General features: G+C 61.6%; 10 protein-coding genes. 3 read left to right on the top strand and 7 right to left on the bottom strand.

The genetic code is table 11. The annotated features are described in order from the left end of the window. The 7 genes from CZ203_RS14700 to rsxC all read right to left on the bottom strand — a co-directional run. The coding region (locus CZ203_RS14700; RefSeq protein WP_087065547.1) for a putative glycoside hydrolase at positions 1-819 on the bottom strand (819 nt) is incomplete at its 3' end. A gap of 98 nt (positions 820-917) precedes the next feature. Continuing rightward, on the bottom strand, positions 918-1,817 hold the full coding sequence (locus CZ203_RS07710) for an RnfABCDGE type electron transport complex subunit B (protein ID WP_087065546.1): 900 nt from the start codon (positions 1,815-1,817) through the stop codon (positions 918-920). A gap of 28 nt (positions 1,818-1,845) precedes the next feature. Further along, a complete protein-coding gene (rsxA, locus tag CZ203_RS07705) occupies positions 1,846-2,457 on the bottom strand; it encodes an electron transport complex subunit RsxA (protein ID WP_227105582.1) in 612 nt (203 codons plus the stop codon). Beyond that, positions 2,458-3,081, bottom strand: coding sequence for an electron transport complex subunit RsxE (gene rsxE, locus CZ203_RS07700; RefSeq protein ID WP_087065545.1), 624 nt, complete (start codon positions 3,079-3,081; stop codon positions 2,458-2,460). It lies immediately after the preceding gene. A 15-nt stretch (positions 3,082-3,096) separates the two neighbouring features. Next, on the bottom strand, positions 3,097-3,717 hold the full coding sequence (locus CZ203_RS07695; RefSeq protein ID WP_087065544.1) for an RnfABCDGE type electron transport complex subunit G: 621 nt from the start codon (positions 3,715-3,717) through the stop codon (positions 3,097-3,099). Continuing rightward, positions 3,717-4,736 carry an RnfABCDGE type electron transport complex subunit D gene (locus CZ203_RS07690; protein WP_087065543.1) on the bottom strand — a complete coding sequence of 340 codons (1,020 nt, stop codon included), beginning with the start codon at positions 4,734-4,736 and terminating at the stop codon, positions 3,717-3,719. The genes CZ203_RS07695 and CZ203_RS07690 overlap by 1 nt, the downstream gene beginning before the upstream one ends. A gap of 17 nt (positions 4,737-4,753) precedes the next feature. Further along, positions 4,754-6,094 (bottom strand): electron transport complex subunit RsxC, encoded by a 1,341-nt coding sequence (gene rsxC / locus CZ203_RS07685; protein WP_087065542.1) that lies wholly within the window; start codon positions 6,092-6,094, stop codon positions 4,754-4,756. Between the two features lie 979 nt (positions 6,095-7,073). Here rsxC and gap point away from each other — a divergent pair. The 3 genes from gap to CZ203_RS07665 all read left to right on the top strand — a co-directional run bounded on the left by gap (position 7,074) and on the right by CZ203_RS07665 (position 10,439). Then, on the top strand, positions 7,074-8,087 hold the full coding sequence (gene gap / locus CZ203_RS07675) for a type I glyceraldehyde-3-phosphate dehydrogenase (RefSeq protein WP_087065540.1): 1,014 nt from the start codon (positions 7,074-7,076) through the stop codon (positions 8,085-8,087). 173 nt (positions 8,088-8,260) lie between these two features. Next, positions 8,261-8,938 carry a response regulator transcription factor gene (locus CZ203_RS07670; RefSeq protein ID WP_087065539.1) on the top strand — a complete coding sequence of 226 codons (678 nt, stop codon included), beginning with the start codon at positions 8,261-8,263 and terminating at the stop codon, positions 8,936-8,938. A 4-nt stretch (positions 8,939-8,942) separates the two neighbouring features. Beyond that, the gene (locus CZ203_RS07665; RefSeq protein WP_087065538.1) at positions 8,943-10,439 is read left to right on the top strand and encodes a sensor histidine kinase; all 1,497 of its coding nucleotides are present in this window, start codon (positions 8,943-8,945) and stop codon (positions 10,437-10,439) included. Positions 10,440-10,662: the final 223 nt, after the last annotated feature.

Genomic DNA, 10,662 nt, shown 5'->3' with positions numbered 1-10,662 from the left:
CCCGCCCGCCGCGGCCTTGAGCGCCTCCAGGGTCTCCGCCAGTTTGGCGGAACGCGCGGCCGGGTCGGCATAGCCGCCGTAGCGGATGCGGTCAAGGCGGCCGGTGCCCTCGGCCGGCCAGCCGTAGGCGCGCAGCACGGCCTCCTGGAAGCCCATGCCGGAAAGCTGTTGCACGAGGCCGGATAGGTAGGCATTCGCCGCGTCCGCGCCGGGGTCAAGGTAGCGCGTGTTGTCCGCGGCGCGCCACACGTTGCCGTTGGTGCGGTGGAGCGCGGCGGTTTCGTCTGCGGCCGCGCGGGCGTCGTCCTGATAGGCATACAGCACCGCAGTGACCGGGAGGCCGTCCGCCTGGAACGCCTGCACGGCGGCGGCGAGCGTATCCGGCGTGCCGCCCCAGGCAAGGTTGCCCGCGGCGTCCTTGACGACGATGGCAACGCCGTTGATCGCGCCCTGCGCTTGCAGCGCCTTCACCTGCCCCAGGTAGGCCTCGTCGCCCAGGCGGCCTACGGGGACTTCCAGCAGCTTGGGCGTGGCGGATACGGCCAGCGGCGCGGGCGCGGCGCCGTCGTCGGGCGGGGTATCCTGCCCCTCGCCGCCGCCCTCGATGTCGAGGGGCACGTCCACGTTTCCATCGTCCTGCGTGTCCGCCTTGCCCCACGGGAGGTCAAAGTGCACGCCGTCCGAGGAATACACCATACGATCCTGGAAAAAAAGAAGGAAAACGGCGCCCGCCACGACGAGCAGTGCGAGCAGGACCAGAATGCAGTTGCGGATGCGGCGGTGCCTTTGGGCACGCTGGCCGCGGTAAGGTCGGTACATAGGCTTTCAACTCCTTTTTGCTTCTTTTTTGCCGGGATACGGAAGGGACGGGGCAACGCCCCGCCCCCCTTGCATATCCTTTGCCGAAACGGCAGTTTTTACTTCTCTTCCGCCTTGGCTGCGGCAGCTTTTTCTGCAGCGGCGGCCTTGGCCTTTTCCGCCTGCGCCTTCTGCATCGCCTTGAACTTTTCCTTTTCCTCAGCGGTCGGGATCGGCTCGATGGTGCCGCGCGGGCAAGCCTTCGCGCACATCTTGCAGTTCTTGCACTTGTCATAGTCGATCACGGCCACGCCGTTGACGACATGGATCGCGTCGAACTTACAGGTCTTTTCGCACAGGCCACAGCCGATACAGCCGACCGTGCAGACCTTCATGACTTCCGGGCCCTTGGCCTTGGAGGAGCAGTTGACATGTACCTTGCACTTATCCGGCACGATGTCGATGATGTGCTGCGGGCAGGCCGCGACGCACTTCTTGCACGCCGTGCACTTCTCGCTGTCGACGGTCGCGACGCCGTTTACGACGTGGATCGCGTCAAACGGGCAGGCGCGCTCGCAGGTGCCGAGGCCGACGCATGCGAACTGGCAGGCCTTAGGGCCGCCCGCGACGCGCAGCGCCGCCTGGCAATCCTGCAGGCCCTCGTACTTGGCCTTGTCGGCCGCGTTACAGCCGCCGTTGCAGTGCACATGCGCGACCAGCTTGTCGCCCGCGCCCGCATCGACGCCCATCACGGCCGCGATCTTTTCCGCGCAGGCCGCGCCGCCGACCGGGCAGCCGTTTACCGGCGCGTTGCCCTCGACGATCGCCGTGGCCAGGCCGTCGCAGCCCGGGAAGCCGCAGCCGCCGCAGTTTGCGCCCGGCAGGCATTCGCGTACGAGCGGGATCCGCTCGTCTACCTCGACGGCGAAAATCTTCGCCGCGATACCGAGCAACAGCGCGAACACGACGCCCATGACAAAGAGCACCGCGACCGCTGAAATTACGTTACTAATATCCATATTACTTTTTCACTCCTTCTACCGCGGGTTACCAGATTTTCAGACCGGAGAAGCCCATGAAGGACATTGCGAGCAGCGCCGCGGAAACCAGCGCGATCGGGAAACCTTCAAAGCACTTGGGGCACTTCGAGGTCACGTCGAGGCGCTCGCGGATGGACGCGAACAGCACGATGGCCAGGGTATAGCCGATACCGGCTGCGACACCGTAGACAACCGCGCCGATGAAGGAATACTGGTTGTCGATGTTGGTGATCGCCGCGCCCAGGACCGCGCAGTTTGTGGTAATCAGGGGCAGGAAGATGCCGAGCGCCTGGTACAGGGCGGGCATCGACTTCTTCATGAACATTTCAACGAACTGCACGAGCGTCGCGATAACGAGGATGAACGCGATGGTCTGCATGTAGCCGAGGTTCAGCGGGTCCAGGATGAAGTACTGGACGGCCCACGAAACCGCGGACGCCAGCGCCATGACGAAGATAACCGCCATGCCCATGCCGACCGCCGTGTCGGTCTTTTTGGAAACGCCGAAGAACGAGCAGCAGCCCAGGAACTGGACCAGGATGTAGTTGTTGACCAGGATTGCGGCAAGGGCAAGGGAAATCAGTTCCGTCAGGCCCATGGAAGCGGGAAAGCTAAACATTTACTTGCCCTCCTTTTTGGACATAATCTTCTGGATGGCCGCCAGGATAAAGCCCATTGCGAGGAAGCCGCCCGCCGGCAGGATCATCATGACCATCGGGTTCGTGTTAAAGAACGGGACGGCGATGCCGTTGACACCGTTGACGTAGCCCGCCAGGATGGTGCCGCCGCCGAGCAGTTCGCGGAAGAAGCCCATCAGGACGAGCGCGAACGTAAAGCCGAGGCCCATCACAACGCCGTCGATGATGGAGGGCAGTACCTTGTTCTTGGACGCGTATGCCTCCGCGCGGCCGAGGATGACGCAGTTTACAACGATCAGCGGCAGGAAAATGCCGAGGGACGCCGCAAGGTCGGGCACGTATGCCTTGAGCAGCATCTGGATCAGGGTTACAAACGTTGCGATGATGGAGATGAACGCCGCGATACGCACCTTGTCCGGGATGAACTTGCGCAGCGCGGAAACAACGACGTTGGAGCAGATCAGGACCGCGGTGGCCGCGAGGCCCATACCGATACCGTTGGACAGCGAGGTCGTCGTCGCCAGCGCCGGGCAAAGGCCGATCATCTGCATGAATACCGGGTTGTCGAGGATGACGCCCGATTTCAGACTATCAAAAAATTTCATATCGAAGCCCCTCCTTTAACCCAGGGTCGCGACGTATTGCGCCGCGGTGTTCACGCCGTCCGTAATCGCGCGGGAAGAAATCGTCGCGCCGGTGATGGCGTTGATGGTGCCGCCGTCCTTGGAGACCTGCAGCTGCCCGTCCGCCGGCTGGCCGGCGTACTGCGCGATCCAGGCGGCGTCGGTCTGCGCCTTCGCGCCGAGGCCGGGGGTTTCGCCGTGCGCAGTGACCTTGGCGCCCGCGACGGTGCCGTCCGCGCCGATGCCGACGATCATGGTGATGGCGCCGCCGAAGCCCTTCGGCTGCACCTGGATGCAGTAGCCCAGCTCTTCGCCGTCCTTGACGGCCTTATAGACGCCGCTGATGGCGGCCGCGCTGCGGCCTGCCGGCAGGGTGACGCCCGCCGCCGCGACGTCTTCCGCGCTCATGGAGACGCCCATGTCGTCGAAGCTGGTCGCGTCCGGGATGAGCTCCTGCATGGCGGCGTTGCGGACCTTGATGTCGTTTTGTTCGATCAGCGGTGCGGTGACCTGGTTAACCACGCCGAGCAGCAGCGCGCAGACGAGCGTGATGAGGCCGAGCACAACGATCAGGCGGACGATTTCGCCTGCGCCGCTCTTCTTAGCAGTCTCGTTCATTATGCCTTAACCTCCTCTTTCTTCTTCTCCGCCTTGGCCGGGTAGCCGAACTTGCGCGGATGGGTCTTCCTGTCGATGACCCAGACCAGGGTGTTCATGATCAGGATGGAGTAGGATACGCCCTCCGGCAGGCCGCCGAAGTAACGGATGAACACGGTCAGCAGGCCGCAGCCGATGCCGAAGATGACCTGGCCCTTCGGGGTGACCGGGCTGGTGACATAGTCGGTCGCCATAAAGATCGCGCCGAGGAACAGGCCGCCGGACAGGATCTGGGACAGCATCCACTCAAAGTGCGGCATGCCGCCGAGCGGGAACAGGAAGGTGATGACCGCGACGGTCAGGATGTAGGCCGCCGGGATGTTGACCGTGATGACCTTGCGGTACAGCAGGTACAGGCCGCCCGCCAGCAGCGCCAGCGCGGAAGCCTCGCCCAGGCAGCCGCCGACCTGGCCGAGCAGCAGGTCCGGGATGCCCTCGGTGGGCAGCTGGCCGCCCTTCATCGCGGCCAGGGGGGTCGCGGTGGAGATCGCGGCGACGTCGTCCGCGGACAGCGAGCCGAACAGCGGCAGCTTGGCGCCGACCGCCGTCCAGGAGGTCATGAGGCCGGGCCAGGACGCCATCAGGAAGGCGCGGCCGGCCAGCGCCGGGTTCATGAAGTTCTTGCCCAGGCCGCCGAACAGCATCTTGGTGACGACGATGGCGAACAGGGAGCCGAAGACCGGCAGCCACCAGGGCGCGGAGACCGGCAGGTTAAACGCGAGCAGCATGCCGGTGACAACCGCGGAAAGGTCGCCCACCGTCACGTCCGTATGTACTATCTTGTTGTACAGGAACTCGAAAACTATGCAGGCAATGACCGCGACGCACGTCAGCATGAGCGCGCGCGGGCCGAACGTGAAGATGCCGACCGCCAGGGCGGGCACCATCGCGATGATCACGTCCAGCATGATGCTGCGGGTATCCTCATCGTTTTTGATGTGCGGCGAGGAGGTTACCACTACTTTACTCAAATCATACATGGCTTCTTAAAACCCCCTTACTTTTTCGCCTGGGCAGCCCGGCGGGCTTCCTGGATCTTGGCCTTGGTCAGGCGGAACTGCTGCACCAGCGGGATGCGGGCGGGGCACTCATAGGAGCACGAGCCGCACTCGATGCAGTCGAGCGCGCCGATCTTGGCGCATTCGTCCAGGTCGCCGGCCTTGCCGTAAATATTCATATAGATCGGGAGCAGGTGCATCGGGCAGGCGTTGATGCACTTGCCGCAGCGGATGCACTGCGGCTCCTCGGTGCGCTTGTCCTCCTTGCCGCAGAAGGCGAGGAAGGCGTTCGTGCCCTTGACGACCGGGATATCGAGCGAGAACTGCGCGTTGCCCATCATCGGGCCGCCGGCGATCAGCTTGTTCGGGGCTTCCTTGAAGCCGCCGCAGGCGTCGATCAGCTTTTCGATCGGGGTGCCGATACGCGCCTCGAGGTTCTTCGGGTTGGCGATGGCCGAGCCGGAGATCGTGACGATACGGCGGATGACCGGCATGCCGGCCGCAAAACGGCGGTAAACCGCCGCGGTGGTGTCCACGTTGAATACCGCGCAGCCCGCGTCCGCCGGCAGCTTGCCGGAGGGGACCTCGCGGCCGGTCAGCGCGTTGATGAGCTGCTTTTCCGCGCCCTGCGGGTACTTGCACTTGAGCGGGCACAGCTTGAGCACCGGGTCGCCCGCGATCAGCTTTTCGATGCCGGCGAAGGTATCCTCCTTGTTCAGCTCGACGCCGATCAGCGCCTGCTTGACGCCTAGGATCTTGACCAGCATCTTGAGGCCCTCGACCACCTCTTCGGGATGCTCGAGCAGGATGCGGTGGTCGCTCGTAATGTACGGCTCGCATTCCGCGCCGTTTACGATGACCGTATCGACCTTGCCGATACCGGACTGGATCTTGATGTGGGTCGGGAAGGTCGCGCCGCCGTGGCCGACGATGCCGCCCGTACGGATGTGCTCGATACGCTCCTCGTTCGTCATGGACTCGAAGTCGTACGGATGCACGGACTCGTGCAGGCGGTCCTCCCCGTCGTTCTCGATAACGACGGACATGACCTTGGTGCCGTTCGGGTGCAGGCGGGGTTCCACCGCCACGACCTTACCGGATACCGTTGCATGAACCGGGGAGGACATCGGGGCCGGGGCCTCGGCGACCATCTGCCCCAGGTCCACGATGTCGCCAACCTTGACAATCGGGGAAGCGGGCGCGCCGATGTGCATGGAGACCGGCAGGATGACCTGTTCCGGCGCCTTCATTGCCTCGATCGGCTTGGTGTTTGTCGCGGATTTGTATCCGGGGTCCGCGTGGGTACCCGGATGAATGCCGCCACGAAACGTGTACACCATTAAGATTCACCTCTCAATTATTTTGTGTGTGCACATAAATAAGCCATGCGCCGCGTGATCGCCCGAATGCCGCGGGCGGGCGCACAGCCTATTTCGTCAAATTTTGGGATGCAGCCAGAGGGCGCACTTGCCCCCGGGGACTACATGGCATCTTAGATTATAATAACAATTGCCCCGAAGAATCAACACTATTATGCAAAAAACTTAAAAAAAGCGCAAAATATTTTTGCCAACCCGCCATATTGCTACATATTTGCCGTTTTTCTGGAAAAAATTTGGTAAGGGTGACAGCCCGGCCGCACCTTGTCCACCCTATGCGCCGGCTGGAAAAAAAAGAACGCCGGGCAGCGGCGTTCGGCATGGCCGGGGCCGGCCACGTGGATAGGAATCGGCAGGGGGATGCGTGCGCGGGATATTTATTTATATAGTATAGGCGAGCGTCGAAAATTCCACCTCCGCAAGGTCGAACCCGTCCTCCACCTCGAGGGGCGGCTGCCCGAGCGGGCGGAGCNCATGGAGAAGGTCTGTCTCGGATACACATCTAGAGGTGAATAAGAGGCAGCGGCCGCCGCGGCGGGCCCCAGCACCTGCGGCAGCGGGCTGAGGACGTCCTGCCCCAGCAGCGATTTTGCGGCGCCGGTCAGCCCGGCGATGCGAAGATCGGGTGCCAGCAGTACAAAAGCCCGGTTTTCTGCGTCAAGGATAGACAAAACCTGGGAAACAAGCGCTTCGCCGCCATTTTGGAAAAATAGATCGCTCATACACACCCCCATCTTCATTTTTGCATGAAATCGCAGAAAAAACATAATATATTGTTATTATATCATCTTCACCGCAAACTTTGCAAAAAAAAGTTGAATAAAAAAAGTTGGAATAATGACATTTTTTTAACGAAATTGTGCTTGCGGAGACCGGGATGAATAGTGTATAATTGTTTCGGCAATAATAAAAGTGCTAATAAGAGGAGGAAATCTACGCAATGGCTATCAAAGTAGGTATCAATGGTTTTGGCCGCATCGGCCGTATGGTTTTCCGCGCGGGCCTTAAGAACCCGAACATCGATTTTGTCGCGGTAAACGACCCCTTCATGACCCCGGATTACATGGCGTACATGCTCAAGTATGACACCATGCACGGCCGCTATGACGGCACCATCGAATATGATGACAACTCCATCACGGTTGACGGCAAGAAGGTCCTGTTCTTCGCTGAGATGGACCCCAAGAACATCCCGTGGGGCAAGGTCGGCGCGGACTACGTTGTAGAGTCCACCGGCGTGTTCCTGACCAAGGAAAAGGCGCAGGCCCACATCGACGGCGGCGCGAAGAAGGTCATCATGTCCGCCCCCTCCAAGGACGACACCCCGATGTTCGTCATGGGCGTTAACCACGAGACCTACACCAAGGATATGACCTTTGTTTCCAACGCTTCCTGCACCACCAACTGCCTGGCGCCGATCGCCAAGGTACTGGACGAGGCGTTTGGCATCACCGAGGGCCTGATGACCACCGTACACTCCGCCACCGGCACCCAGAAGGTTGTCGACGGCCCGTCCAAGAAGGACTGGCGCGGCGGCCGTGCGGCTTGCGGCAACATCATCCCGTCCTCTACCGGCGCTGCGAAGGCGGTCGGCAAGGTTTATCCGAAGCTGAACGGCAAGCTGACCGGTATGTCCATGCGTGTACCGACCCTGGACGTTTCCGTCGTCGACCTGACCTGCAACCTGGCCAAGCCGGCCACCTATGACGAGATCTGCGCGGCGATGAAGAAGGCTTCCGAGGGCGAGCTGCAGGGCATCCTGGGCTACACCGACGAGGACGTCGTTTCTTCCGACTTCCTGGGCGACGAGCGCACCTCGATCTTCGACGCAAAGGCCGGCATCGCGCTGACCGACAAGTTCGTCAAGGTTGTTTCCTGGTACGACAACGAATGGGGCTATTCCAACAAGCTGCTGATGCTCGTAGAGCACATGGCGAAGGTTGACGCGGAGTAATCCCGAGATCCCCCTCATAACATGGTAAAAAAGCCCCTTCCCGGCGGGAAGGGGCTTTTTTGCGCCCCTTGCGCTTTTTTTGCCGGCTGCACAGCTTTTTACACTCTGTTAATGCAATCGCGCACAAAAAGGTCTATAATAGAATAGATTATAATGGGTAGGTGGTGCTGTCAATGGCTAAGAAAATCCTGATCGTCGAAGACGAAGAAAATATCCGAGAACTTCTGCGCCTGTATCTGGAGCGCGAGGGCTATGAAATCTCCGAAGCCGCAAACGGCGTGGAAGGCCTGAAAAAATGGAAGGCCGAAAGCCCCGACATGCTGCTGCTGGACGTCATGATGCCCATGATGGACGGCTGGCAGGTCTGCCGCACGATCCGCGAGGAGAGCGCCGTGCCGATCATCATGCTGACGGCCAAGGGCGAGACCTCCGACCGCGTATCCGGCCTGGAGATGGGCGCGGACGACTATATCGTCAAGCCCCTGGAGATGCGCGAGGTCGTGGCGCGCGTGCGCGCGGTGTTCCGCCGCTTTGCGCCCGAGGACAGCGGCAAGATCGCCTTCGACAAGCTGGTGATCGACAAGCAGGCGTACGATCTCGTCGTGGACGGCAAGCGCATCGACGCGCCCCCGAAGGAGATCGAGCTGCTCTATTTCCTCGCGTCCAGCCCGAACCGCGTGTTCACGCGCGCGCAGCTCCTGGACGACGTATGGGGCTTCGACTATTTCGGCGATACGCGCACGGTCGACGTGCACATCAAGCGCCTGCGCGAGAAGCTGGAGGGCGTGAGCGACAAGTGGGAGCTTAAGACCGTGTGGGGCGTGGGCTACAAGTTCGAGACCAAGGACTGAGCCCATGGCGAAACGGACGTTTTTTGTAAAGAACTTTTCGGCCTACGCCTCGATCATCCTGATCGCCTTCATCCTGGCGGGCGTGGCCTTTTCCTACCAGATCGGCAAATACTCCCTGCAGGAAAAGCAGACGCAGATCAAACAGACCGCGATCAACGTTTCCGAACAGACGCGCTACGCGCTGGCGAACTATTCCGCGGGCATGGATAAGGTCTACCAGCTGTTCCTGCTGCGCATCGCCAAGGACGAGGATGTGACCATCCTCGTCACCGACCTGTACGGCGACGTGCAGATCCGCGCGGACAGCCAGGGGCTGGTCGCGGGGGAGGGCACCGCCATCCCGGCCTATGCCGTGCAGCAGGTCAAAAAGACCGGCTACTTTTCCGGCGTCGGCCGCCTGGACAGCCTGCTCGCGGAGGAAAGCTATATTGTCGGCGCGCGCTGCCTGGATTCCGCGGGCGACCTGCAGGCGCTGGTCTTCGTCTCCGCGTCGAACGACACGGTTACCGGCATGCTGAACCACGTGATGCGCACCTTCTTTATCATCGTGGCGATCTCCATGGCGGTCGTGCTGCTCATGGCCTACGTCACGTCCTCGCGCATGACGCGCCCGCTCAAGACCATGGCGAACGCCGCCAAGGAGTTTGCGCGCGGCGATTTCAGCGTGCGTGTGCCGGAGGACAACCGCTGCGACGAGATTGACGAGCTTGCGGTCTCCTTCAACAACATGGCGAGCGACCTGGAACAGCTCGAGGAGCTGACGCGCGGCTTTATCGGCAACGTCTCCCACGAGTTCAAGACCCCGATGACCACGATCGGCGGCTTTGTCGACGGCATGCTGGACGGCACCATCCCCGAGGAGCAGCGCGACAAGTACCTGCACGTCATCTCCGAGGAGGTGCACCGCCTTTCCCGCATGGTCATGCGCATGCTGGACGCGGCCAAGATCCAGTCCGGCGAGCTGCTGCTCGTACCCGCCCCGTTCGACTTTTCCGAGATGGCCAGCCAGATCATCCTGTCCTTTGAGCAGAAGCTGGACGGCAAGCACGTCAACGTGGATGTGGAGTTCGACGACCAGCTGATCGTCATGGGCGACCGCGACCATGTGTTCCGCGCGGTATACAACCTGGTGGACAACGCCGTCAAGTTTATCGACGCGGGCGGCAGCCTCACCCTGCGCGCGCGGCGCGAGGGGGCGATGTGCGCCTTTTCCATCAAGAACACCGGCGGCGGCATCCCCGCGGAGGATATCCCGCACATCTTCGACCGTTTCTACAAGGCCGACCCCTCCCGCAGCCGCGACCGCACCGGCGCAGGCCTCGGGCTTTATATCGTCAAGAACATCATCAACCTGCATGGCGGCGATATTTCCGTCCGGTCGGACGGCGGGGAAACCGAGTTTGCCTTTACCCTCCCGCTGGCGCAGCACAAGAAGGGGCACGGCAAAAAGGAGGCGCTGCCCGGCGGTGCGCCCCAGGACGATTTAACAAAGCGTTCATAAAGCCGTCAACAAACGTGCACAATCAGGCCGTAGAATAAAGGCAAATCAAAGGGAAACACCGCGGAAAGCCAACGTGGTGCCCCCTATAGAAAGGGACGATCGTATGGATTTCGATTTCAATAAAAAGGATTCCGCACAGGAACCGGAACGCGCTTACCCGCCGCAGGGCGCGGGCGCGCCGCAGGAGGCCGGCCGCGACGGCCAGCCGCAGCAGCCCGTAAAC

Source organism: Intestinibacillus massiliensis (assembly GCF_900155735.1).
Classification (GTDB): domain Bacteria; phylum Bacillota; class Clostridia; order Oscillospirales; family Butyricicoccaceae; genus Intestinibacillus; species Intestinibacillus massiliensis.
Note: the sequence above shows the minus strand (reverse complement) of the source record. Positions and strands in the feature narration are given on the sequence as shown.

Coding starts and splice junctions, on each gene's coding strand:
- rsxC (WP_087065542.1), bottom strand. CDS start 6,094: ATGGTGTACACGTTTCGTGGCGGCATTCATCCGGGTACCCACGCGGAC.
- CZ203_RS07690 (WP_087065543.1), bottom strand. CDS start 4,736: ATGTATGATTTGAGTAAAGTAGTGGTAACCTCCTCGCCGCACATCAAA.
- rsxE (WP_087065545.1), bottom strand. CDS start 3,081: ATGAAATTTTTTGATAGTCTGAAATCGGGCGTCATCCTCGACAACCCG.
- rsxA (WP_227105582.1), bottom strand. CDS start 2,457: ATGTTTAGCTTTCCCGCTTCCATGGGCCTGACGGAACTGATTTCCCTT.
- CZ203_RS07665 (WP_087065538.1), top strand. CDS start 8,943: ATGGCGAAACGGACGTTTTTTGTAAAGAACTTTTCGGCCTACGCCTCG.
- CZ203_RS07695 (WP_087065544.1), bottom strand. CDS start 3,717: ATGAACGAGACTGCTAAGAAGAGCGGCGCAGGCGAAATCGTCCGCCTG.
- CZ203_RS07670 (WP_087065539.1), top strand. CDS start 8,261: ATGGCTAAGAAAATCCTGATCGTCGAAGACGAAGAAAATATCCGAGAA.
- CZ203_RS07710 (WP_087065546.1), bottom strand. CDS start 1,817: ATGGATATTAGTAACGTAATTTCAGCGGTCGCGGTGCTCTTTGTCATG.
- gap (WP_087065540.1), top strand. CDS start 7,074: ATGGCTATCAAAGTAGGTATCAATGGTTTTGGCCGCATCGGCCGTATG.